23 protein-coding genes and 2 tRNA genes are annotated in these 23,499 nt (G+C 62.4%); 12 read left to right on the forward strand and 13 right to left on the reverse strand.

Annotated elements, in window-relative coordinates:
* Positions 1–88: 88 nt before the first annotated feature.
* From EGJ86_RS02550 to EGJ86_RS02570, 5 genes are read left to right on the forward strand one after another with little or no spacing between them, the layout of a single operon-like run.
* Complete coding sequence (locus EGJ86_RS02550; protein ID WP_125833923.1) at positions 89–895, forward strand: alkaline phosphatase family protein; 807 nt, start codon at positions 89–91, stop codon at positions 893–895.
* Positions 892–1,737 carry an ABC transporter permease subunit gene (locus EGJ86_RS02555; protein ID WP_125833925.1) on the forward strand — a complete coding sequence of 282 codons (846 nt, stop codon included), beginning with the start codon at positions 892–894 and terminating at the stop codon, positions 1,735–1,737. The genes EGJ86_RS02550 and EGJ86_RS02555 overlap by 4 nt, the downstream gene beginning before the upstream one ends.
* Positions 1,724–2,521 (forward strand): ABC transporter permease, encoded by a 798-nt coding sequence (locus EGJ86_RS02560; protein ID WP_125833927.1) that lies wholly within the window; start codon positions 1,724–1,726, stop codon positions 2,519–2,521. The genes EGJ86_RS02555 and EGJ86_RS02560 overlap by 14 nt, the downstream gene beginning before the upstream one ends.
* On the forward strand, positions 2,518–3,504 hold the full coding sequence (locus EGJ86_RS02565; RefSeq protein ID WP_125833929.1) for an ABC transporter ATP-binding protein: 987 nt from the start codon (positions 2,518–2,520) through the stop codon (positions 3,502–3,504). The genes EGJ86_RS02560 and EGJ86_RS02565 overlap by 4 nt, the downstream gene beginning before the upstream one ends.
* Positions 3,504–4,157: an HAD family phosphatase gene (locus EGJ86_RS02570; RefSeq protein ID WP_125833930.1), complete on the forward strand. Its 654-nt coding sequence runs from the start codon at positions 3,504–3,506 to the stop codon at positions 4,155–4,157. Before EGJ86_RS02565 ends, EGJ86_RS02570 begins: the two co-directional genes overlap by 1 nt.
* A gap of 111 nt (positions 4,158–4,268) precedes the next feature.
* Here the strand turns inward: EGJ86_RS02570 and EGJ86_RS02575 are convergent, their stop codons facing one another.
* On the reverse strand, positions 4,269–5,123 hold the full coding sequence (locus tag EGJ86_RS02575) for a LysR substrate-binding domain-containing protein (protein WP_099522951.1): 855 nt from the start codon (positions 5,121–5,123) through the stop codon (positions 4,269–4,271).
* Positions 5,124–5,266: 143 nt separating this feature from the next.
* Between EGJ86_RS02575 and EGJ86_RS02580 the strand changes: the two genes are divergently transcribed.
* Positions 5,267–6,109: a bifunctional allantoicase/(S)-ureidoglycine aminohydrolase gene (locus EGJ86_RS02580; RefSeq protein WP_099522162.1), complete on the forward strand. Its 843-nt coding sequence runs from the start codon at positions 5,267–5,269 to the stop codon at positions 6,107–6,109.
* Between the two features lie 155 nt (positions 6,110–6,264).
* Here EGJ86_RS02580 and ahpF read toward each other — a convergent pair whose 3' ends face one another.
* The 3 genes from ahpF to EGJ86_RS02595 form a co-directional block, all read right to left on the reverse strand.
* The gene (ahpF, locus tag EGJ86_RS02585) at positions 6,265–7,821 is read right to left on the reverse strand and encodes an alkyl hydroperoxide reductase subunit F (protein WP_125833932.1); all 1,557 of its coding nucleotides are present in this window, start codon (positions 7,819–7,821) and stop codon (positions 6,265–6,267) included.
* A gap of 153 nt (positions 7,822–7,974) precedes the next feature.
* Positions 7,975–8,538, reverse strand: a complete 564-nt coding sequence (gene ahpC / locus EGJ86_RS02590) for an alkyl hydroperoxide reductase subunit C (RefSeq protein WP_013714489.1) — start codon at positions 8,536–8,538, stop codon at positions 7,975–7,977.
* Between the two features lie 154 nt (positions 8,539–8,692).
* Positions 8,693–9,655 carry a zinc-binding dehydrogenase gene (locus EGJ86_RS02595; protein WP_125833934.1) on the reverse strand — a complete coding sequence of 321 codons (963 nt, stop codon included), beginning with the start codon at positions 9,653–9,655 and terminating at the stop codon, positions 8,693–8,695.
* Between the two features lie 128 nt (positions 9,656–9,783).
* Between EGJ86_RS02595 and EGJ86_RS02600 the strand changes: the two genes are divergently transcribed.
* Positions 9,784–11,865, forward strand: coding sequence for a carboxy terminal-processing peptidase (locus tag EGJ86_RS02600; protein ID WP_177432747.1), 2,082 nt, complete (start codon positions 9,784–9,786; stop codon positions 11,863–11,865).
* Between the two features lie 98 nt (positions 11,866–11,963).
* Positions 11,964–13,718 carry a bifunctional diguanylate cyclase/phosphodiesterase gene (locus EGJ86_RS02605; RefSeq protein WP_125833938.1) on the forward strand — a complete coding sequence of 585 codons (1,755 nt, stop codon included), beginning with the start codon at positions 11,964–11,966 and terminating at the stop codon, positions 13,716–13,718.
* On the opposite strand, the gene EGJ86_RS02610 is transcribed toward EGJ86_RS02605, so the two are convergent.
* The 7 genes from EGJ86_RS02610 to EGJ86_RS02640 all read right to left on the reverse strand — a co-directional run bounded on the left by EGJ86_RS02610 (position 13,707) and on the right by EGJ86_RS02640 (position 16,937).
* Positions 13,707–14,192, reverse strand: coding sequence for a tetratricopeptide repeat protein (locus EGJ86_RS02610; RefSeq protein ID WP_125833940.1), 486 nt, complete (start codon positions 14,190–14,192; stop codon positions 13,707–13,709). The genes EGJ86_RS02605 and EGJ86_RS02610 overlap by 12 nt on opposite strands.
* The gene (locus tag EGJ86_RS02615) at positions 14,185–14,550 is read right to left on the reverse strand and encodes a hypothetical protein (protein ID WP_099522169.1); all 366 of its coding nucleotides are present in this window, start codon (positions 14,548–14,550) and stop codon (positions 14,185–14,187) included. Before EGJ86_RS02615 ends, EGJ86_RS02610 begins: the two co-directional genes overlap by 8 nt.
* Entirely contained in the window at positions 14,547–14,870 is a 324-nt protein-coding gene (locus tag EGJ86_RS02620) for a helix-turn-helix transcriptional regulator (RefSeq protein ID WP_106733054.1), read from the reverse strand. The genes EGJ86_RS02615 and EGJ86_RS02620 overlap by 4 nt, the downstream gene beginning before the upstream one ends.
* Before the next feature lie 213 nt (positions 14,871–15,083).
* Positions 15,084–15,527 carry a YkvA family protein gene (locus EGJ86_RS02625; RefSeq protein ID WP_099522171.1) on the reverse strand — a complete coding sequence of 148 codons (444 nt, stop codon included), beginning with the start codon at positions 15,525–15,527 and terminating at the stop codon, positions 15,084–15,086.
* A gap of 336 nt (positions 15,528–15,863) precedes the next feature.
* Complete coding sequence (locus EGJ86_RS02630; RefSeq protein ID WP_099522172.1) at positions 15,864–16,583, reverse strand: FKBP-type peptidyl-prolyl cis-trans isomerase; 720 nt, start codon at positions 16,581–16,583, stop codon at positions 15,864–15,866.
* A 186-nt stretch (positions 16,584–16,769) separates the two neighbouring features.
* A tRNA-Asp gene (locus EGJ86_RS02635) sits at positions 16,770–16,846 on the reverse strand.
* A gap of 15 nt (positions 16,847–16,861) precedes the next feature.
* A tRNA-Val gene (locus tag EGJ86_RS02640) sits at positions 16,862–16,937 on the reverse strand.
* 296 nt (positions 16,938–17,233) lie between these two features.
* Between EGJ86_RS02640 and rdgC the strand changes: the two genes are divergently transcribed.
* The gene (gene rdgC / locus EGJ86_RS02645) at positions 17,234–18,154 is read left to right on the forward strand and encodes a recombination-associated protein RdgC (RefSeq protein WP_125833942.1); all 921 of its coding nucleotides are present in this window, start codon (positions 17,234–17,236) and stop codon (positions 18,152–18,154) included.
* Between the two features lie 190 nt (positions 18,155–18,344).
* Here the strand turns inward: rdgC and edd are convergent, their stop codons facing one another.
* Positions 18,345–20,168, reverse strand: coding sequence for a phosphogluconate dehydratase (edd, locus tag EGJ86_RS02650; protein WP_125833944.1), 1,824 nt, complete (start codon positions 20,166–20,168; stop codon positions 18,345–18,347).
* Between the two features lie 130 nt (positions 20,169–20,298).
* Here edd and gap point away from each other — a divergent pair, with 130 nt between their 5' ends.
* Positions 20,299–21,300 carry a type I glyceraldehyde-3-phosphate dehydrogenase gene (gene gap / locus EGJ86_RS02655; protein ID WP_125833945.1) on the forward strand — a complete coding sequence of 334 codons (1,002 nt, stop codon included), beginning with the start codon at positions 20,299–20,301 and terminating at the stop codon, positions 21,298–21,300.
* A 13-nt stretch (positions 21,301–21,313) separates the two neighbouring features.
* Positions 21,314–21,778 (forward strand): methylglyoxal synthase, encoded by a 465-nt coding sequence (locus tag EGJ86_RS02660; protein WP_125833947.1) that lies wholly within the window; start codon positions 21,314–21,316, stop codon positions 21,776–21,778.
* A 74-nt stretch (positions 21,779–21,852) separates the two neighbouring features.
* On the opposite strand, the gene arfB is transcribed toward EGJ86_RS02660, so the two are convergent.
* Positions 21,853–22,266, reverse strand: coding sequence for an alternative ribosome rescue aminoacyl-tRNA hydrolase ArfB (gene arfB, locus EGJ86_RS02665; protein WP_125833949.1), 414 nt, complete (start codon positions 22,264–22,266; stop codon positions 21,853–21,855).
* A gap of 131 nt (positions 22,267–22,397) precedes the next feature.
* Between arfB and EGJ86_RS02670 the strand changes: the two genes are divergently transcribed.
* Positions 22,398–23,462, forward strand: coding sequence for a metal-dependent hydrolase (locus EGJ86_RS02670; RefSeq protein ID WP_125833951.1), 1,065 nt, complete (start codon positions 22,398–22,400; stop codon positions 23,460–23,462).
* The last annotated feature ends 37 nt before the right edge of the window (positions 23,463–23,499 follow it).

Here is a 23,499-nt window from a genome sequence, read left to right on the forward strand (position 1 = left end):
GCTGCTCCCGCAGCCAATACCTGTCGGAGCGGCTGGGCGGCATTCCGCTTCAGCCGCGAAACGCTTCCATCGTTTTTCAGGATTCCCCATGCCTTCCAAGGTCATCCTCGTCGTGCTCGACGGCCTTAGCCACTCGGTGGCGCAACACGCCATGGGCCATCTGCACGCCTGGTGCGACGCTGGCCGCGCGGCCTTCTACCGCCTCGACTGCGAGCTGCCGGCACTGTCGCGCCCGCTCTACGAGGCCATCCTCACTGGCGTGCGCCCCATCGACAGCGGCATCGTGCACAACGATGTTTCGCGTCTGTCGCGCGAACGCAGCCTCTTTCATTACGCCCGCGATGCCGGTCTGAGCACCGCCGCCGCGGCCTACCACTGGGTCAGCGAGCTGTACAACCGCTCGCCCTTCGTCGCCGTGCGCGACCGGCATACCTGCGATGAATCGCTGCCGATCCAGCATGGCCACTTCTATTACGCCGACCACTACCCGGACTCGCACCTGTTCGTCGACGCCGAGAGCCTGCGTTTGCAGCACACGCCAGACCTGCTGCTGGTGCACCCGATGAACATCGACGACGCCGGCCACAAGCACGGCCTGGACAGTTCCCAGTACCGCAACGCCGCACGGATGGCCGACGTGCTGCTGGCGGACCATCTGCAGAACTGGGTCGATGCCGGCTATCAGGTACTGGTCACCGCCGACCACGGCATGAACGTCGACCGCTCGCACAACGGCCTGCTGCCAGAAGAGCGCCAGGTGCCACTGTTCGTCATCGGCGACGCCTTCAGCCTCGATGCCAATGCGCGCCCACGCCAGCTCGAGTTGTGCGGCACCATCTGCCAGTTGCTCGGTGTCCCGCACGACAAACCCTACTGCGCGGAGTTGCTGAAATGAGCGCGCCACCCTCCCTGCGTCGCTGGCTGCCGCTATTGTGCCTGCTGCCCTTCACCCTGTTCTTCGTGGTGTTCCAGGTGGCGCCACTGGTGTGGGTGGCGGTCAACAGTCTGAACAGCCCCGCTGGCTGGGGCCTGGGCAATTTCGAGAAGATCTTCGCCTCCAGGTTCTATATGCAGGCGATCAAGCACAGCCTGGAAATCGCCTTCTGGTCGAGCCTGTTTGGCATGGCCATCGCCATCCTCGGTAGCTACTCGCTGCGCCAGGTGGACTCGAAACTGCGCGACTTCGTCATCGCCTTCTCCAACATGACCAGCAACTTCGCCGGGGTGCCGCTGGCCTTCGCCTTCATCATCCTGCTCGGCTTCAACGGCGCGCTGACCCTGCTGCTGATCCAGCTTGGCCTGATCGAGGGCTTCAACCTCTACTCGAAGAATGGCCTGATCGTGCTCTACACCTACTTCCAGATCCCGCTCGGCGTGCTGCTGCTCTACCCGGCCTTCGACGCCCTGCGCCAGGACTGGCGCGAGTCCGCCGCCTTGCTCGGTGCCGGCACCTGGGACTTCTGGCGCCACATCGGCCTGCCGGTGCTGACCCCGGCGCTGCTCGGCACCTTCGTCATCCTCCTGGCCAATGCCCTGGGCGCCTACGCCACGGTGTATTACCTGACCACCGGCAACTTCAACGTGCTGCCGATCCGCATCGCGGCGATGGTCTCCGGCGACATCTCGCTGGACCCGAACCTGGCCAGCGCCCTGTCGATGATCCTGGTCGGGCTGATGGTACTGATCACCGCCGTCCACCAGTTGCTGCTGAAAAGGAGCCAGCATGTCACGCGCTGATGCCCCCACCGCCAGCCTCTATCACCGCATCGTGGTCTGGCTGCTGTTCCTCATCCTGCTGCTGCCGCTGGCCGGTACCCTGCTCTACTCGCTATCCACCAGTTGGTCGGCGACCATCCTGCCGGACGGCCTGACGCTGAAGTGGTACGCCGCACTGTGGAGTGATGAGCGCTTCCTGCGCGCCTTCGGCCAATCGCTGTTGGTGTGCTTCGGCGCCCTGGCGTTATCGGTGGTGTTGATCCTGCCGCTGATGTTCGTGGTGCATTACCACTTCCCCAAGCTCGACACGCTGATGAACGTGCTGATCCTGCTGCCGTTCGCCGTGCCGCCGGTGGTGTCCTCGGTGGGCCTGCTGCAGCTCTACGGCTCCGGGCCACTGGCGATGACCGGCACGCCGTGGATTCTGCTTGGCTGCTACTTCACCATTGCCCTGCCGTTCATGTACCGCGCCATCGCCAACAACCTGGAGGCGATCAACCTGCGCGACCTGATGGATGCCGCTCATCTGCTCGGCGCCAGTACCTGGAAGGCGGCCTTCCTGGTGGTGCTGCCGAACCTGCGCAAGGGTCTGATGGTGTCGTTGTTCCTCTCCTTCAGCTTCCTGTTCGGCGAGTTCGTCTTCGCCAACATGCTGGTGGGCACCCGCTATGAAACCCTGCAGGTGTACCTGAACAACATGCGCAACAGCAGCGGCCACTTCAACAGTGCGCTGGTGATTTCCTACTTCTTCTTCGTCCTGGTATTCACCTGGGCGGCCAACCGTTTGAACAGGGACAAGGCATGAGCTTGCTGAGCATCCATAACCTGCATAAAAGCTACGGCGACACCCGTATCTTCAGCGACATCAACTGCGAGATCGGCCAGGGCGAGTTCGTCACCTTGCTCGGCCCCTCCGGCTGCGGCAAGTCCACCCTGCTGCGTTGCATCGCCGGGCTGACCGACGTCGACGGCGGGCAGATCAATCTCGGTGGCGAAGACCTGGTGCCGCTGCCGCCGCAAAAACGCGGTATCGGCATGGTGTTCCAGAGCTATGCGCTGTTCCCCAACATGAGCGTGGCGCAGAACGTCGCCTTCGGCCTGCGCATGCAGAAAGTGGCCAGAGACGAAAGCGAGCAGCGCGTGCGTGAGGCTCTAGAGATGGTCGAGCTGGGCGACTTTTCCGCGCGCTATCCGCACCAGCTCTCCGGCGGCCAATGCCAGCGCGTGGCCCTGGCCCGTTCACTGGTCACCCGCCCGCGCCTGCTGCTGCTCGACGAGCCGTTGTCGGCCCTCGATGCGCGTATCCGCAAACACCTGCGCGAACAGATCCGCGCCATCCAGCAGGAACTGAACCTGACCACCATCTTCGTCACTCACGATCAGGAAGAAGCGCTGACCATGAGTGATCGTATTTTCCTGATGAATGCCGGCCAGATCGTCCAGAGCGGTGATGCCGAAACTCTCTACACCGCGCCGGTGGATGCCTTCGCCGCGGGGTTCATCGGCAACTACAACCTGCTCGAGGCCGATGCCGCCAGCCGCCTGCTGCTGCGCCCGGTCAACAGCCGTGTAGCGATTCGCCCAGAGGCGATCCAGATCGGCGTGGTGGGAATCGAAGGCACCATTGTCAGCCACAGCCTGCTGGGTAACGTCGTGCGCTACCGGGTCGAGGCCCGCGGTGTGCAACTACTGGTGGACGTGCTCAATCGCTCCGCCGCCGACCTGCACCACAATGGCCAGAGCGTCAGCCTGGCCATTGGTGCCGATGCGATCCGGGAGGTGGCGTGATGGCCCTGGCGATTTTCGACCTCGACGAAACCCTGATTCATGGCGACTGCGCCAGCCTGTGGACACAGGAAATGGTCAAGATCGGCTGGGCCGATGGCGACTCCTTCCTGGCCCACGAACAGGAACTGATGCGTCAGTACGCCGCCGGCACCCTGGCCATGGAGGACTACATGGCCTTCACCCTGTCGCCGCTGGTTGGCCGCACGCCCGAGGAGGTCGCGCATGTGGTCGAGCCCTTCGTCGAGGACGTGATCGAGCCGATCTTCTACAGCGACGCCAGCCGCACCCTGGCCACGCACCGCGCCGCCGGCGCCCGCTTGCTGGTGATCTCCGCCTCGGCGCATTTTCTGGTCAGCGCCATCGCCGAACGCTTCGGCATCGACGAGGTGCTGGCCATCGATTTGGAGCTGCAGCATGGCTTCTATAGCGGTCGCACCGAAGGCGTACTGACCTATCGCGAAGGCAAGGTGACACGTCTGCATGCCTGGCTCGCCGAGCAGAACGAAAGCCTCGTCGGCGCCAGTTTCTACTCCGACTCGCGCAACGACCTGCCGCTGCTGCAGGTGGTCGACAAGCCCTTCACCGTCAATCCCGACCCGACTCTGCGCACCCATGCCGAGCAGGCTGGCTGGCCGATTCTCAGTTGGCGCTGATACGGGCCGCTAGGCCGTCTGCAGGAGCCATCTCTAACGTGCAGGGCAAATAAAACGGAGCGCTCTGGTTTAAAGGTGCGCATGGCGCACCCTACCCGGCCCCGTGACGCCCTATTGGCTCATGATCCCTTCGCAGGCCTCGATCAACGCCGCCGCCAGTTCCCGCGCATAGCCGGGCAACTGGTTGCGCGCATGCAAGGCCACTTCCACCGGCGCCACCGGGGCGAAGCCTTCGGCCTCACCCAGTTCGCGGTGCGCAGCGGTGATCAACCGGCGCGGCAACAGAGTCAGGCCCAGGCCACCTTCGGCCGCGGCGCTGACGCCGGGTAAACTGCTGCTGACATAGGCGATACGCCAGGGCTTGCCCATGGCATCCAGCGCGTGAGTCATCTCCAGGCGATACAGGCCGTTGGGGGGAAACACCGCCAGTGGCACCGGGTTGCGCGCCAGCACTGGTCGCGCACGGCTGTCGAGCCAGGCCACCGGCTCGGCCCAACTGGCCAGGCCCTTGGCACTGCCGGCGCGCTGCTTGATCAACGCCAGGTCCAGTTCGCCGGCATTGAACGCGCGCCAGACGTCATGACTGAGGCCGCTGGTGATCTCCAGGCGAATGCCCGGATGCGCGTCGGCGAAATCGGCCAGATAAGGGGTCAGGCTATTGGCGGCGAAATCGTCCGGCACGCCGAGGCGCACCTCGCCTTCCACCGCGCTCTGCCCCAGCGCCAACATGGCTTCGTCCATCAGTGCGACGATGCGGTTGGCGTAACCCAGCAGGCGTTCACCCTCGGTGGTGGTCACCACGTAGCGGCCACTGCGGTCGAGCAGCTCAGCACCGAGCTGCTCCTCCAGGCGCCGCACCTGCTGGCTGACCGTGGACTGGGTCAAGTGCAGGCTGGCAGCCGCACGGGTGAAGCCACCGGTCTGCACAACGGTCAGAAAACTGCGTAGCAACACCGGATCGAGCATAGCGCCACCCATCATGAAACCCACTGACAGGCATTCTACTATTTAATTTCCGAATCCAGCCGCGAATTCCTATAGTGCATGGGAGCCAATTTTCCGCTCGGGGATCGAACCCCGCGCCCTTCACCCGCCGAGGCAATCTCTCGATGAGCAAATCGCCCTACTACTACGCACCGCATGGCGGTCACCCAGGTCAGGATCAACTGCTGACCGACCGCGCCATGTTCACCGAAGCCTATGCCGTGATCCCCAAAGGCGTGATGCGTGACATCGTCACCAGCCACCTGCCGTTCTGGGACAACATGCGCATGTGGGTCATCGCTCGCCCGCTGACCGGCTTCGCCGAGACCTTCTCGCAATACATCGTCGAAGTCGGCCCGAACGGCGGCAGCGACAAGCCTGAGCTGGACCCGACCGCCGAAGGCGTGATCTTCGTCGTCGAAGGCACCTGCGACCTGAGCCTCAACGGCACCCAGCACGCCCTGCGTCCCGGCAGCTACGCCTTCATCCCGCCAGAAAGCGATTGGTCGCTGCGCAACAACGGCAGCGAAGCCGTGCGCTTCCACTGGCTGCGCAAGGCTTACCAACCGGTCGAAGGCGTGCCGTATCCGGAAGCCTTCGTCACCCACGAGCAGGACATCGAGCCGATCGTCATGCCCGGCACCGAAGGCCGCTGGAGCACCACGCGCTTCGTCGAGATCAGCGACATGCGCCATGACATGCACGTCAACATCGTCAACTTCGAGCCAGGCGGCGTGATTCCGTTCGCCGAAACCCACGTCATGGAACACGGCCTGTACGTGCTGGAAGGCAAGGCGGTGTATCGCCTGAACCAGGACTGGGTCGAGGTCGAGGCTGGCGACTTCATGTGGCTGCGCGCCTTCTGCCCGCAGGCCTGCTACGCCGGCGGCCCGAGCCGCTTCCGCTACCTGCTGTACAAGGATGTGAACCGCCAGATGCCGCTGACCCTGGGCGGCCTGAAGCGCTAAGCGCGTCGCCCCAAGGATGGGGCGTAACTGTGGGAGCGAGCTCTGCTCGCGAATCGCTTGGATTGCGATGTTCGCGAGCAGAGCTCGCTCCTACGGATGCCTTTAAACGCAAAGGCCACCCCGAGGGGTGGCCTTTTCGTTTCTATCGCAACCGATCAGCTATGGCGGATCAGGTGGTCGAAGGCGCTCAGCGATGCCTTCGAACCTTCGCCCATGGCGATAACGATCTGCTTGTACGGCACAGTGGTCACGTCACCGGCAGCGAACACGCCAGGGATGTTGGTCGCGCCCTTGGCATCGACGATGATCTCGCCGAAGCGGTTGAGCTCCACGCTACCCTTGAGCCAGTCGCTGTTGGGAAGCAGGCCGATCTGCACGAAGATGCCTTCCAGCTCGACGGTGTGCAGCTCCTCGGTGGTGCGATCCTTGTACACCAGGCCGTTGACCTTCTGGCCGTCGCCCTTGACCTCGGTAGTCTGCGCGCTCTTGATCACGGTCACGTTCGGCAGGCTGTTGAGTTTTTTCTGCAGTACGGCGTCGGCACGCAGGGTGTCGGCGAATTCCAGCAGGGTCACATGGGCGACGATGCCAGCCAGGTCGATGGCCGCTTCGACCCCGGAGTTACCGCCGCCGATCACAGCTACACGCTTGCCCTTGAACAGCGGGCCGTCGCAGTGCGGGCAGAAGCACACGCCCTTGGCCTTGTATTCCTGCTCACCAGGCACGCCCATCTCACGCCAGCGTGCGCCAGTGGAGAGAATCACGGTCTTGGCCTTGAGCGAAGCGCCGTTCTCGAACTTCACTTCGTGCAGGCCGCCTTCGCTGCTGGCCGGCACCAGAGCCGAAGCGCGCTGCAGGTTCATCACGTCGACTTCGTATTCCTTGACGTGCTCTTCCAGGGCGCGCACCAGTTTCGGGCCTTCGGTTTCCTTGACGGAGATGAAGTTCTCGATGGCCATGGTGTCCAGCACCTGACCGCCGAAGCGCTCGGCAGCGATAGCGGTGCGGATGCCCTTGCGCGCAGCGTAGATGGCCGCTGCGGCGCCAGCCGGGCCACCGCCGACCACCAGCACGTCGAAGGCTTCCTTGGCACTCATTTTCTCGGCATCGCGATTGGCGGCACCGGTGTCGATCTTGGCGAGGATTTCCTTCACGTCCATGCGACCGGAAGCGAAGACCTCACCGTTCAGGTAGATGCTCGGCACGGCCATGACCTGGCGACGCTCGACTTCTTCCTGGAACAGCGCACCGTCGATGGAGACGTTGCGGATATTGGGGTTGAGCACGGCCATCAGGTTCAGCGCCTGAACCACGTCCGGGCAGTTCTGGCAAGAGAGTGAGAAATAGGTCTCGAACTCGAACTTGCCTTCGATGCTCTTGATCTGCGCGATGGTGTCGGCATCCAGCTTGGAAGGATGGCCGCCCACCTGCAGCAGTGCCAGCACCAACGAGGTGAACTCGTGGCCCATGGGGATACCGGCGAAGGCAACGCCGGTGTCTTCGCCCGGACGATTCAGGGCGAAGGACGGACGGCGGGCATCGTTGCCGTCGGTCTTCAGAGTGATCTTGTCGGTCAGGCCGACGATGTCTTGCAGCAGCCCAAGCAGTTCCTGGGATTTTTCGCCGTCATCGAGGGACGCGACGATCTCGAACGGCTGGGTGACCTTTTCCAGGTAGGCCTTCAACTGGGCTTTAAGATTGGCGTCCAACATGGCGGAAATTCCTCAAATATGAAAATTCGGGCAATAAAATGCCCGGACGGATCGCGCCCGGGCATCGGGCACCACAAGGGCCGGTAAATGGCCCAAACAGCGCAGAGTTGGTCCTTTCCAACCTGAGACAGGCCGGAAAGGAAGTCGGCAAATTTAGATCTTGCCAACCAGGTCCAGCGAAGGAGCCAGAGTCTTCTCGCCTTCCTTCCACTTGGCCGGGCAAACCTGACCCGGGTTGGCGGCGGTGTACTGAGCAGCCTTCAGCTTGCGCAGGGTCTCGGAAACGTCACGAGCGATCTCGTTGGAGTGGATTTCCAGAGTCTTGATCTGACCTTCCGGGTTGATGATGAAGGTGCCACGCAGAGCCAGGCCTTCTTCCGGGATGTGCACGCCAAAAGCGTTGGTCAGCTGGTGGGTCGGGTCACCGATCAGCGGGAACTGAGCCTTGCCAACGGCCGGCGAAGTTTCGTGCCAGACCTTGTGCGAGAAGTGAGTGTCGGTGGTCACGATGTAGACCTCGGCACCAGCCTTCTGGAACTCGGCGTAGTTGTTGGCAGCGTCTTCGATTTCGGTCGGGCAGTTGAAGGTGAAGGCAGCCGGCATGAAAATCAGCACGGACCACTTGCCCTGCAGGCTCTGCTCGGTGACTTCGATGAACTCACCGTTGTGGAAAGCATTGACCTTGAACGGCTGAACTTGAGTATTGATGAGGGACATCTCTGACTCCTTCTGAGGTTTCTGTGAGGGTTGAAATCTACGGTCGCTATATTAGCCACCTAACGGAAAAAAGCTTATTGATTACGGGCATGATATCGATTGAATGCACCAATCGATAGCACAGCCCACGCCAGGCGCGGGCTGCAGCACTGGCTCAGGCCAGGCTGGGGTCAATCAGCAGCGCCAGTTTACCCGCGACCTGGTTACCGGCGAGTGTCTGGAATGCTGTTTCACTGTCTTCGATGGCAAAACTGCGCTCAAGTTGCGGCTTCAGACGCCCTTCCGCGAACAACGGCCAGACCTGTTGCTGCAGATCGCGCAAGAGGTCAGCCTTGAACTGATCGTCGCGATTGCGCAAGGTCGAACCAGTCAGCTGAATGCGCTTGCCCAGCACCTGGGCCAGGTCCAGAGAGGCCTCGCGCCCGCCCATCAGGCCAATGTTGATCCAGCGTCCGTCCAGCGCCAACAAGGCCAGATTGAGCGCCGCATACTGCCCGCCGACCGGATCGAGAATCACATCGAACGGCCCGAAGTCGCGCAGCGCGTGCAGATCCTCTCCACGCAGAGCACCGCCCTGAGCACCGAGCGCCTCGCAATAGGCCAGCCGTTCTGGCGAGCCAACGCTGACCCAGCACGGGCTGCCGAATGCCTTGCACAGCTGGATCGCTGCCGAGCCGACACCGCTGGCGCCAGCATGCAGCAGGACTTTCTCACCCGGGCGCAGGGCGCCGAGCTGGAACAGGTTAAGCCAGGCCGTGGCGTAAACCTCCGGCACCACAGCGGCCTCGACCAGGCTCAGCACCTCGGGCACCGGCATGGCGTGGCGTGCATCGAGCACCACCTCCTCGGCCATACCACCGCCAGCGAGCAGACAGCAGACCCGATCACCCACCTGCCAGGCGCTGCCGGCACCGACCTCGACAACCACACCCGAACATTCCAACCCGAGCGCCTGGCTCGCGCCTGGAGGCGGCGGATAGAGCCCGGCGCGTTGCAACAGATCAGCCCGATTGAGCCCAGCGGCGGCCACCTTCACGCGAATCTGTCCTGCATCACAGGTCTGCGCCGGTTGTTCCAGCCACTGTGCACGCCCTTCGACGCCTTGCAATGCCTTCATGCTGCCTCCATAGTGCAAGTGAACCGAGCCCAGCGCTGACCGCTGGGCTTTTGTCTAGCGCCAACGGAACCTGGCGCCCTCAGATACGGCCTAATATGCGTTATCACCTGCCACTACGTCGAATCAGCATGAAGCGATCTCTAGCAAGCACCGCCCTCGCCCTCGTCCTCGGCTTCAGTGCCCTGCCGCTGGCGGCCAAGACCACCACAGCGACCAGTTGGGACTACCTGCAGCCGGACCGCGACCAGGTGATTGCCAGCCTCAACGTAGTGGAACTGCTCAAGCGCCACCACTACAACAAGCCGCCGCTCAATGACGAGCGTTCGATTCAGATCTATGACAACTACCTGAAGTTGCTCGATCCGTCCCGCAGCTATTTCACCGCTGCTGATATCAGCGAATTCAACCAGTGGCGCACCAAATTCGATGACTTGCTCAAGAGCGGCGACCTCGAGCCGGGCTTCACCATCTATCGCCGCCACCTGACCCGCATGGAAGAGCGCCTGAACTACGCGCTGGCGGAACTCGGCAAGGGCGTCGACAAGATCGACTTCACTGTCGACGAGCAGTTGCAGGTCGATCGCGAGAAAGCCCCCTGGGCCAAAGATCGCGCTGAACTCGACGAGCTTTGGCGCAAACGCGTCAAGGACGAAGTGCTGCGCCTGAAGATCGCTGGCAAGGAAACCAAGGACATCCAGGAACTGCTGACCAAGCGCTACAAGAATCAGTTGGCGCGCCTCAAGCAGACCCGTGGCGAGGACGTGTTCCAGGCTTACATCAATGCCTTCGCCACTACCTACGACCCGCACACCACTTATCTGTCGCCGGATAACGCAGAAAACTTCGACATCAACATGAGCCTGTCGCTCGAAGGCATCGGCGCCGTCCTGCAAAGCGATAACGAGCATGTCAAAGTAGTGCGCCTGGTGCCTGCCGGCCCGGCCGAGAAGAGCAAGCAGATCGCTCCAGCCGACAAGATCGTCGGCGTTGCCCAGGGCAACGACGATATGGTCGACGTGATCGGTTGGCGCCTGGACGAAGTGGTCAAGTTGATTCGCGGCCCGAAAGGTTCCACCGTGCGCCTGGAAGTGATTCCGGCCAGCAATCCGCCCAGCGACCAGACCAGCAAGGTGGTCACCATCACCCGCGAAGCAGTCAAGCTGGAAGAGCAAGCTGCCAAGAAGAAGGTTCTGGAACTCAAGCATGATGGTCGTGACTACAAGCTCGGCGTCATCGAACTGCCGGCCTTCTACCTCGACTTCAAGGCCTTCCGCGCTGGCGACCCGAATTACAAGAGCACCACCCGTGACGTCAAACGCCTGCTCGATGAGTTGCAGGCCGAGAAGGTCGACGGCGTGGTCATCGACCTGCGCAACAACGGCGGTGGCTCGCTGCAGGAAGCCACCGAGCTGACCAGCCTGTTCATCGAGCAAGGCCCCACAGTACTGGTGCGCAATGCCGACGGCCGCGTCGACGTGCTCGCTGACGAGAACAAGGGCATCTACTACACCGGCCCGCTGGCCGTGCTGGTCAACCGCCTGTCCGCATCGGCCTCGGAAATCTTCGCCGGCGCCATGCAGGACTACCACCGCGCGCTGATTCTCGGCGGCCAGACCTTCGGCAAGGGCACGGTGCAGACCATCCAGCCGCTCAACCATGGCGAACTGAAACTGACCCTGGCCAAGTTCTATCGCGTGTCCGGCCAGAGCACCCAGCATCAGGGCGTGATCCCCGACATCCTCTATCCGGACGTCATGGACACCAAGGACATCGGCGAAAGTGCCCTGCCCGCTGCACTGCCCTGGGACAGCATCCGTCCGGCGATCACCCCCGAACTGGACCCGATCAAGCCCTTCCTGACCGAGCTGAAAGCCCGTCACGATCAGCGCACCATCAAGGACCCGGACTTCGTCTTCACCCGCGATCGCCTTACCCTGGCCAAGAAACTGATGGCAGAAACCACCGTCAGCCTCAACGAGCAAGCCCGCCGTGCGCGCCAGGCCGAAGTCGAAGCCAAGCAACTGGCGCTGGAGAACAACCGACGCCAGGCCAAGGGTGAAGAGCCACTCAAGGAACTGGCCAAGGAAGACGAAGATGCACTGCCAGTCGCCGATGAGAAGAGCACGCCGGAAGACGACGCCTACCTAGCGGAAAGCGGGCGCATCCTGCTCGACTACCTGGGTCTGAACCCCTCGTTGGCGCTGCATTGAGACGACTCATCGAGCGTCATCATATCGTCATCGAACTGTCGTGAAATGAAGGGCCGGCCATAAGCCGGCCCTTCGTTTTTCTACAGATCGAGAACACCATGACCGTCACCGAGCAGTTGAGCGCGCTGGGCAACATCCTCGCTCACGGCGACCTCAGTAGCCTGTTCCAGCCTATCGTCTCGCTGTCCGAACAGCGCATCCTCGGCTATGAGGCACTGACCCGTGGCCCTTCCAACAGTCCACTGCACTCGCCATTGACGCTGTTCGCTGTCGCCCGTCACGCAGGGCGCCTGAGCGAGCTGGAAATGGCTTGCCGCAAGAGTGCCTGCAGAGGCTTCAGCGCACAGGGCCTGGACGGCAAGCTGTTTCTCAACGTCTCGCCGGAGTCGCTGCTCGACCCCAGCCACCAACCAGGGCGCACCTTGAAATTGCTGCAGGCTTTCGGCATCCCGCCCAGCCAGGTGGTGATCGAACTCACCGAACAGTCGCCCACCGAAGACTTCGCCCTGCTCGACAACGCCCTGCATCACTACCGCGCCATGGGCTTTTCCATCGCGCTGGACGATCTGGGCGCTGGATACTCCAGCCTGCGCCTGTGGTCGGAACTGCGCCCGGAGTACGTGAAGATCGACCGCCATTTCATCGATGGCATTCATCAGGATGCAGTGAAACGCGAGTTCGTCGGCTCGATCCTGAAAATGGCCGAAGCGTCGCGGGCCCAGGTGATTGCCGAAGGGATCGAGCTGCCCGAAGAACTGGCCGTACTGGCGGAAATGGGGGTCGACCTGGTGCAGGGCTACCTGCTCAGCAGGCCGCAGGAAAAACCGCCACGCGATGCTCGCCAACTGCTGCCCCAGGTGCAAAGCAATCAAGCCAGCCTCGGTGAAGACAGCCATGACCTCAGTGCCCTGCTCAACGACCAACCCGCAGTCGACCAGCACACAGCCATCGCCGAGGTATTAGATGTCTTCCGTGCCCAAGCCAACCTCAACTCCCTGGCGGTACTGGATGCGCAGCGTCAGCCGGTGGGTATCGTCCACCGCCACTCGCTGTCCGAGGCGCTGCTCAAGCCCTTCGCCACCGACCTGTTCGCACGCAAACCCATCAGCCGCCTGATGAGCCAGGACTTTCTCGCCGTCGAGCTGACGCAATCGCTGCAGAAGGTCAGCCGCCTGCTCACCAGCCGTGCACGCCAGCGTATCGAGGAAGACTTCATCATCATCCAGAACGGCCGCTATCTGGGCCTGGGCAGGGTTATCGACGTACTCAAACTGATCACCGAGCAAAAGCTGCAGCAGGCGCGTCACGCCAACCCGCTGACCCTGCTGCCAGGCAACGTGCCGATCCAGCAATGCCTGAGTCGCCTGCTGCAACAGCAGCGCGAAGCTGCGGTGTGCTACGTGGATCTCGACAGCTTCAAACCCTTCAACGATCTCTACGGCTACGCCAAGGGCGACGAGGTGTTGCTGTGCCTGGCGCAATGCCTGAACGAGCGAGTCGACCCTGCGCGCGATTTCGTCGGGCATATCGGCGGCGACGACTTCATGCTGGTGCTTGGCTCCCCCGACTGGCGCGAAAAGCTCGGCAAACTGATCGAAGACTTCCAGAATCAGTGCCGACGCTTCTACCGTGACGAGCATCTGCAGGCCGGCTGCTTTATCGCCCATAACCGCCACGGCCAGCGCCAGGAATACGCGCTGCTGTCACTGTCGATCGGCGTGGTACACGTGAGAACGGAAGACTGCGCGCAGCTCGATGCCTCGCGTCTGGCCGAACTGGCTTCCGAAGCCAAGCGCCAGGCCAAGGCCGTGCCTGGGTACAGCCTGCATATCCTCGAAGGCTCAGCGGCCTGAGGGAAGCCCCTGGTTGGTCATGGCGGCATAGCGCTCGGCTGCTTGCGGGTCCGGCTCAAGTCCCGGCGCACCGTCGCGGTAGAGCAGGCTCAGGCGGTTGGCAGCCAGAGGATGACCGGCAGCCAAGGCCATCTCCCACCAACGCACTGCTTGCGTGACATCCGGCGCCTGCAGTGTGTCGCCCTGTAACGCCTGCACACCTAACTGATAGGCGGCCTTGCCGTCACCGCCATTAGCGGCCAAACGCAGCAACCTCAGCCCCTCCTCGCGCGCGCCAAGACCCTGGCCGCGAAACAGCAGGATATGCCCGTAGAAACTCTGCGCAGCGGTGTCACCGAGATTGGCCATGCGCCCGTACTGGCCCTGCATCCATTGCCACAGACGCGGCTGACGCAACGCCGCCGGCCAGTGAAACAGACGCCGGGCCAACCAGTAGCCCAGTTGCGCGCGTAATTGCCAGAGCCACCTAGACATCGGCGGGGTAGTCGAACTCGAACACCCTGACCACCTCGGCAGCGTGCCAGGAGGCGGCTGCCACCCCATCGGAGGCGCCGCTGAAACGTCCCAGACGTGTCACGCAGTCGAAGAATCCGGTACGCGGCAGCCGGCTGGCGCCCTGGCTGATCACCAGTGAGCTGCGCAACGGTCGTTCGGCGCGTGCATCCAGCGCAGCCAAGTGCTCCAGTGCAGCGGTCAGGGTCTGCATGGCTGGCGTCGGTAGATCGAGACGTTCGATCAGCGCCCGGTAGGTGAGCAGGTGGCGCTGACGACGGGCGTCGTCCAGCTCGGTCAGCAATGCCTGCCAGTGTTGGCGACTGATACGCACGCTCAAGACCAGCCCTCCAGCCCCAGTTCCCAGGCCAGCGAACGCAGAATCGCAGCGTCAGGTTGACGTTCGCCACTTTCGATCATGGCTAGATAGTGAGGGCTGATGCCGACGCTGCGAGCCAGCGCTTCCGCGCTCAGGCCCTTGGCTTCGCGTAACGTTTGCAATTGCGCCAGAGGTGCGCGATTGGCTGAAGGCGTTGGCGATGGCGCAACGGTCGCGGCAACCTCCTGGCAACCTGCGGCTTGCAACAAGGCCTGATAATCGGCCCAGGGCAGCACGGCGTATTCCGGCTCGCCGTCACGGGCAATGATTTGCACACTCATGAGTCTCTCCGTTGGAAAGCAGGGCCGACAGCCTCGACCCCTTCCTTGCAAGCGGCCATCTTAACAGGCGTCTGCCGCCGGGGCGTGATCCATGCTGCCAAGGTAGCAAGATGCGGTACTCGCCATGACCGAGTGAGTCGGCAGCCCGCCGGACGCATGGCCCGAAAGACTCAGTGACTCAGCCGGCAGGCCCCGCAATGGCCGAACGAATCATCAGGAATGCAGCGGATCGACCCGCTCCGCAGCCGGTAACTGCTCGATCAGCGCCAGGCGCTCCGGACTCTGCCTGTCGCGCCACGCCTTGAACGCTTCGAGCTCGCCATGCCAGGTGCGCATCACCCAGGCCAGCACGGCCAGGTCATCGACGAAACCGACCCCGACCAGCCAGTCGGGAATGGCATCGAACGGAGTGATGAAGTACAGTAGAGCAGCCACCACCATCAACAGAGCCTGACTGCTGATCTGCCGGTACTCACCCTTGAACCAGGCCAGGCTGAGTGCACGCAGCAGTTGCAGGTCCTCTTTGAGGGCGGCGAAGCGTTGTCCTTGCGGTGTGCGCTTGTCTGCCAGATCGCGGAGCAACTCCGGTAACCGGCCTTCACGCAGAAAGCGGGCAGCCAGCGGCAGGTAACGCGTCAATTTCCAGGGAGTTTTCATTCGGCCTCCTCGGCAAGCCAGGCAGTATCAGGGCTCACCTCGCTTATCCACCGAAGCTGTGGATAAATCTGTGCAAAGTCTTTCGACAAGCTTATCAAAGCCCCGTGCCACGGGGCCTCGAGTTAGATCGGATATTTTTTATACAGCATATAAAATCCATGAAAATCAACAAGTTGCTGATTGACACGAGCACGACTCAGTTGTAGCTCAGACTTGTTAGGAATGTTTCCCATGATGTGCATAAGCGTAACACCCTGACCACCACATCCCGGTTTACAGCTCCCCAGAAACGACAACGCCCCGTCAAGACGGGGCGTTGTACACCAGTACCGAGTGTTACTGCTCGGTCGGCTCGGCGGCGGCCTGATCCTTGATGCCGATCAGTTCCAGATCGAACACCAGTACCGAGTTGGCCGGGATAGCCGGAGACGGGCTCTGCTCGCCGTAGGCCAGCTCGCTGGGGATGTACAGTTTGTACTTCTCGCCAACATGCATCAGTTGCAGACCCTCGACCCAACCCGGGATCACGCCGCCGACCGGCAGGTCGATGGGGCTACCACGAGCAACGGAGCTGTCGAACACGCTGCCGTCGGTCAGTTTGCCTTCGTAGTGAACGGTCACTACGTCGCTTTCCTTCGGCTGGGCACCGTCGGTTTTCTTGATTACTTCGTACTGCAGGCCAGAAGCGGTGGTGACAACACCTTCGCGCTTGCCGTTCTCTTCAAGGAATTTCTTGCCGGCTTCAGCGGCTTCCTTGTTCAGCGCAGTCATGCGCTCTTCAGCACGGTTCTGCAGGAAAGAGAAGGCTTCGACCATCTCTTCGTCCTTGATGCGTGGCTCCTTCTTCGCCAGCGCGTCCTCGATACCCTGAGCGACGGCCTTGGAATCCAGATCATCCATGCCCTCTTCGGACAGGCTGCGACCCATGTTCAGGCCGATGCCGTAAGAGGCTTTCTGCGCTGGGCTCTTGAGTTCGACTTCGCTGGTTTGCGAATCGCAACCGGCAAGCACCAGGCCCACCAGGGCAACCGCTGCCGCCAAACGATGCTGTTTCATGCTTGTTCCTTGTAGATGCGCCCGAAGGCCGTCGTGTGAAAGCGCGAGCTTAGCAGTACGCCGCGATCACTGGCTACGGCATAGGAGCCGAGCAATGCGCATAAGTTCAAGCAAACAAAGGATTTTTCGAAGATTTCGGCGGACGCCGAAGAGTTGTCACAGGAGGGGATGAAGCGAGGAGAAGAATGGCGCAGCGGACGGGACTCGAACCCGCGACCCCCGGCGTGACAGGCCGGTATTCTAACCGACTGAACTACCGCTGCGCGTAACTGCGAGATTGGTGGGTGATGACGGGATCGAACCGCCGACCCTCTGCTTGTAAGGCAGATGCTCTCCCGGCTGAGCTAATCACCCTTCACTCTCGAAGTGGGGCGCATTCTAGAGAGCGATCCGGGCCTTGGCAAGCCCTCTTCGCAAAAAAATTTACCGGTGCAGCAAGAACTTAGGCGAGACCAGCGAATTTCCTCAGTGGCTCGTTGTCAGGGTTGGCCTGAGCACGCCAGCGGAGAATAATGCGCGCTCTGTGCCGGCGGACCGATCATGATCCTGTTGATGGCCCGCCACCTTCATCCGTCGCTGCGCGCCGGCTCGAGAGAGCCCAAGGATGGCGCCACCCTGCGACTTCATCATCAATGGAGAATCACCCGCTCATGTGGTTTCGTAACCTGCTGGTTTACCGCCTCACCCAGGACATTCCTTTCGACGCCGAAGCGCTGGAGACCGCACTATCCAGCAAGCCGGCACGTCCCTGCGCCAGCCAGGAGCTGACCACCTACGGCTTCACCGCTCCCTTTGGCAAAGGCGCCGATGCACCGCTGGTGCATGTCAGCGGCGATTTCCTGCTGATCGGTGCGCGCAAGGAAGAACGTATCCTGCCGGGCTCGGTAGTGCGTGATGCGCTGAAGGAGAAGGTCGACGAGATCGAAAACACCCAGATGCGCAAGGTGTACAAGAAAGAGCGCGACCAGATCAAAGACGAGATCGTCCAGACCTTCCTGCCGCGCGCCTTCATCCGTAAATCCGGCACCTTCGCCGCCATCGCGCCGAAGCAGGGCCTGATTCTGGTCGACAGCGCCAGCGCCAAGAAGGCTGAAGACCTGCTGTCTACCATGCGTGAAGCCATCGGCTCGCTGCCGGTGCGCCCGCTGTCAGTGAAGATCGCACCGACCGCCACCCTCACCGACTGGCTGAAGAACCAGAGCGCCGCCGAAGGCTTCTTCGTCCTCGACGAGTGCGAGCTGCGTGACACCCACGAAGATGGCGGCGTGGTGCGCTGCAAGCGCCAGGACCTGACCAGCGAGGAAATCCAGCTGCACCTGTCCACAGGCAAGCAGGTCACCCAACTGTCGCTGGCCTGGCAGGACAAGCTGTCCTTCGTGCTCGACGACAAGCTGACCATCAAGCGCCTGCGCTTCGAAGACGTGCTGCAGGAGCAGGCCGAACAGGATGGCGGTGACGACGCCCTGGCTCAGCAGGACGCCAGTTTCATCCTGATGATGATGACCCTGGTGGAGTTCCTGCCGGAGCTGTTCACCGCGCTGGGTGGCGAAGAGATTCCGCAGGGGATCTGAAGTAGTACGCAAGTCTGTAGGAGCAGCGCCCCGCCGCGAATCAGGGCAGGGCACGCTTAGATGAAGCTTCGCCCCGAGGCGGGGCTCCTACGAAGAACGGCTTTGCAGGCGCCTGGCGAGTAGCCCGGATACAATCCGGGGCCATTGCAGCAGCGATTCCCGGATTTCATCCGGGCTACTGGCGCCAGCCTCAGACCAACGACTCTAGGCTCTCGGTAAAGGCACTAGCGCCCTGCTCCGCCGTGCTGAAGTTGTGGCGCATGAAGGCGAACAGCTCGCGCCCGCAACCACTGGCCGGAGCAGGCCGCGCCGCCGGCTGGCGCGAGGCGAACTCCGCTTCGTCGACCCGCAGCATCAGTTCACCGTTTTGACCATCGACGCGAATCAGATCGCCATCGCGCACCCGCGCCAGCGGGCCGCCATCGAAGGATTCTGGGCAGACATGAATCGCCGCCGGAATCTTGCCCGAGGCGCCGGACATGCGCCCGTCGGTGACCAGCGCCACCTTGAAACCACGATCCTGCAGCACGCCCAGGTATGGCGTCATCTTGTGCAGCTCCGGCATACCGTTGCTGCGCGGCCCCTGAAAACGCACCACAGCGACGAAATCGCGCTCCAGCTTGCCGGCCTTGAACGCTTCGACCAGATCCAGCTGATCCTCGAACACCAGCGCCGGCGCCTCGACCACCTGATGCTCGGGCGCCACCGCGGACACCTTCATCACCCCACGACCGAGATTGCCCTGCATCAGGCGCAGGCCGCCTTCTGCCGAGAACGGTCGCGCCACGGGGCGCAGCACACTTTCCTCCAGGCTCTCGGTCGGCCCGTCGCGCCAGACCAGCTTGCCGTCCTCGAGGAAGGGCTCGCGGGTGTAGCGCGACAGACCGCGCCCGGCCACGGTATTGACCTCTTCATGCAGTAACCCGGCGTCGAGCAGCTCGCGGATCAGGAAGGCCATGCCGCCGGCAGCCTGGAAGTGATTGATGTCGGCCTTGCCATTGGGATAGACGTGCGCAAGGGTCGGCACCACTTCGGACAGATCGGCCATGTCCTGCCAGGTCAGCAGAATGCCGGCGGCGCGGGCAATGGCCGGCATGTGAAGGGTATGGTTGGTAGAGCCGCCAGTGGCATGCAGGGCGACGATGGAGTTGACCAGGCAGCGCTCGTCGACAATCTCGCCGATGGGCATGAACTGGCCGCTCTGCTTGGTCAGCCGCGTGACCTGCTGCGCAGCCTCGCGGGTCAGCGCATCACGCAGCGGTGTGCCCGGATTGATGAAGGATGCGCCCGGCAGATGCAGGCCCATCACCTCCATCAGCAACTGGTTGGTATTGGCCGTACCGTAGAAGGTACAGGTACCTGGCCCGTGATAGGCGGCCATTTCCGCCGCCAGCAGTTCGTCGCGGGTCGCCTTGCCTTCGGCGTAACGCTGACGCACGTCGGCCGTCTCCTTGTTGGGCAGGCCCGAGGTCATCGGCCCGGCCGGCACGAACATCGACGGCAGATGACCAAAACGCAGCGCGCCCATCACTAGGCCCGGCACGATCTTGTCGCACACGCCCAGATACAACGCGGCGTCGAACATGTTGTGCGACAGCGCCACCGCGGTGGACATGGCAATCACCTCGCGACTGGCAATGCCCAATTCCATGCCAGGCTCGCCCTGCGTCACGCCATCGCACATGGCCGGTACGCCACCGGCGACCTGGCCTACCGAACCCAGGTCGCGCAGAGCCTGCTTGATCTGTTCGGGAAAGGTCTCGTAGGGCTGGTGCGCCGACAACATGTCGTTGTAAGCAGAAACGATGGCCACGTTGGCGGCATCCATCAGGCGCAGGGTCTGCTTGTCGTCACCACTGCAACCGGCGACGCCGTGAGCGAAGTTGGCGCACTGCAGCTTGCCACGCTGCGGCCCTTCGCTGGCGGCGGCACGGATCATCTCCAGGTAGCGCTGACGCGTGGCGCGGCTGCGCTCGACAAGACGTTCGGTAACTTCAACAACGCGGGGGTGCATGGGGAATCTCCAGGCTAGCTTCTAGCGTCTGTTCGTATTTACAACAAAATACTGCCACTCAGCGGGCTTGATTTCTATAGCAATGGGAATAATCTTGTAATTACAACAACAAATTGACGAGACCCTCACCATGACACTACGAATCGCCATCAATGGCTTCGGCCGCATCGGCCGCAACGTGCTACGCGCACTCTATACCCAGAATTATCGCCAGCACCTGCAGGTCGTGGCCATCAACGACCTGGGCGACAGCGCGATCAATGCCCACCTGCTGCAATATGACAGCGTCCACGGCCATTTCCCTGAAGAAGTTAAAGTCGACGGCGAAAGCCTGTGGATCAAGGGTGATCGCATCGCCGTCAGCGCCATTCGCAACCCGGCAGAGCTGCCCTGGAAAACCCATCAGGTCGATGTGGTGCTGGAATGCACAGGGTTGTTCACCGAGCGAGGCAAGGCCGCCGCGCACCTCGCCGCCGGGGCGCGCAAGGTGCTGATCTCCGCACCAGCCAAGGGCGCCGACGCCACCGTGGTGTATGGCGTCAACGAGCAGGTGCTGACGCCTGACATGCAGATCATCTCCAACGCCTCCTGCACCACCAACTGCCTGGCGCCGGTGGCGCAGGTGTTGCACCGCGAGCTGGGCATCGAGCAGGGGCTGATGACCACCATCCACGCCTACACCAATGATCAGAATCTGTCCGACGTTTACCACAGCGACCTATACCGCGCGCGCTCGGCGACCCAGTCAATGATCCCGACCAAGACCGGTGCCGCCGAAGCGGTCGGCCTGGTGCTACCGGAACTGGCTGGCAAGCTCACCGGCATGGCGGTACGGGTGCCGGTGATCAACGTCTCGCTGGTCGACCTGACCCTGCAGGTCAAGCGCGAGACCACCGCCGAGGAAGTCAACGCCCTGCTCAAGGCTGCCAGCGAGAGGTCTCAGGTGCTGGGCTACAACGCGCTGCCGCTGGTGTCCTGCGATTTCAACCACAACCCGTTGTCATCGATCTTCGATGCCAACCACACCAAGCTCAGCGGCAAGCTGCTCAAGGTCATGGCCTGGTATGACAACGAGTGGGGCTTCTCCAACCGCATGCTGGACAACTGCCTGGTCCTGGCCCGCCTGCACTGAACGAGGAGGCTCGATGAGCCGTATCAGCTTCACTCATGCCCAATTGCCGGCGCGCAAACGTATCGCTCTGGTGGCGCATGACCACTGCAAGGGTTTTCTGCTGGACTGGTGCGAGCGTCAGCGCGACAAGCTGGCGCGCCATGAGCTGCTGGCTACCGGCACCACCGGCCTGCTTCTGAGCAAACGTCTAGGTCTGCCGGTGGAGAGTATGATCAGCGGACCGCTGGGTGGTGACCAGCAGATCGGCGCGCGCATCGCCGAACAGCGCGTGGACATGCTGGTGTTCTTCTGGGACCCCTTCGAGCCGCAGCCGCACGACCCGGACATCAAGGCCCTGCTGCGTGTGGCGGCGGTGTGGAACATCCCGGTCGCCTGCAACGAGAGCAGTGCCGACTACATGCTCAGCAGCAGCCTGCTGGAGCAACAGCATGAATACCGCATTCCCGACTATCAGGCTTATCTGGCGGCTCGCGGGTAGGGTGCCGCGGGGCCGCCCAAACCATCACCATTCGGGTGCGCATGGCGCACCCTACGTGAGGCCACCGTCATCCTCTAGAAATCCACCTTGCCCCGCCCGGCCTTGATCGCACCGCGCTTGCTCTTGCCGTCCAGACGGCGCTTTTTCGAGCCGAGGGTCGGTTTGGTTGGGCGGCGTTTCTTTTCCACCTTTCCGGCACTACGAATCAACTCGGCCAGGCGCTCGAGGGCGTCGGCTCGATTCTGCTCCTGGGTGCGATACTGCTGCGCCTTGATGATCACCACTCCGTCAGCGGTGATACGGCTGTCGGCAAGCGCCAGCAGACGCTCCTTGTAGAGCGGCGGCAACGACGAGGCCTGACTGTCGAAGCGCAGGTGCACGGCACTGGACACCTTGTTGACGTTCTGCCCACCGGCGCCCTGGGCGCGGATGGCGGTCAGTTCGATTTCTTCATCGGGAAGGTGAACACTGTTGGAGACGATCAGCATGGCCACGAGTTCTTGGAAAGCATGACCATCAGGATACCCGCCATAGCTGTAATCTTTGCTTGAAATTTCCCCACGGCATTCGCGCGGTGGCTCGGCTAACGTAGCGGCCTGTCTTTTTTCGGAAGCACTCGATGGACTCCATAACCCAGGCGGTACTCGGCGCCAGCATCCAGGGAGCGCTACTTGGCCGCTGGCAGGGGCGCAAGGCGCTGCTCTACGGCGCGATGCTCGCCACCGTTCCCGACCTGGATGTGGTCATGGAATACGGCGATGCCGTGGCCAACATGACCTACCACCGCGGTTTCAGCCACTCGCTGTTCGTTCTCAGCGGCTTTGCCCTGCTGCTGACCTGGCTGGCCAGGCGCTTTCGCCCTCACCCGGGTTACTCGGCCAATCGTTTATTGCTGACGCTGTGGCTGGTGCTGATCACCCACCCGCTGCTGGACGCCTTCACCAGCTACGGCACCCAGCTGTTCTGGCCGCTGATGCCGACACCTACGGCCTGGTCGAGCCTGTTCATCATCGACCCGCTGTATACCCTGCCGCTGATTGCAGCGGTGCTGATCAGCCTGTTCACCGGGTTGCGCGAGCAGAGTTGGCGCGTACCGGCCGTGGCGCTGGCAGTCTCGACGCTGTACATCGGTTTCAGCCTGGCCGGCAAATTCATGGCCGAGCAGCGCGTGGAGCGCGAGCTGGCGCGCCAGGGCATCCAGGCCGAACAGCTGTTCACCACACCGACGCCACTCAATACGCTGCTGTGGCGCGTCATCGTGCTCGATGGCGAGGACTATCACGAAGCCCTGGTCGGCTGGTTCGACGACCAGCCACCGCAACTGCAACGCCTGCCGCGCGGCACGCAACTGCGCGAGCAGTTGACGGCTTCGCCCATGCACCAGCGGCTGGAGTGGTTCACCGGCGGCGTGCTGCGCTACGACCAGGTCGGCGACCGACTGATCGTCACCGACCTGCGCCTGGGCATGACAGGTTTTCATCCTTTCCGCTTCGACTTTGCCCACTTGGAGGACGGCCAATGGCAGGTGCATGAACGCATCGACCGACTGCCCTTCGAACGCGGCGAGGTCGAACACCTGGCACTGCTGTTCAAACGCATCTGGCAACCGCAGCTGGAGATTCCATTGCTGGCCTGGGCTGGTGAGTTGCAGAAACCGCTTTTAACTGAGACTCGCTTGCACTAACGGCGTTACTATCGGCGTTTCCTCTGCCGAGGCAGGA

The organism is Pseudomonas sp. o96-267 (assembly GCF_003935465.1).
Classification (GTDB): domain Bacteria; phylum Pseudomonadota; class Gammaproteobacteria; order Pseudomonadales; family Pseudomonadaceae; genus Aquipseudomonas; species Aquipseudomonas sediminis.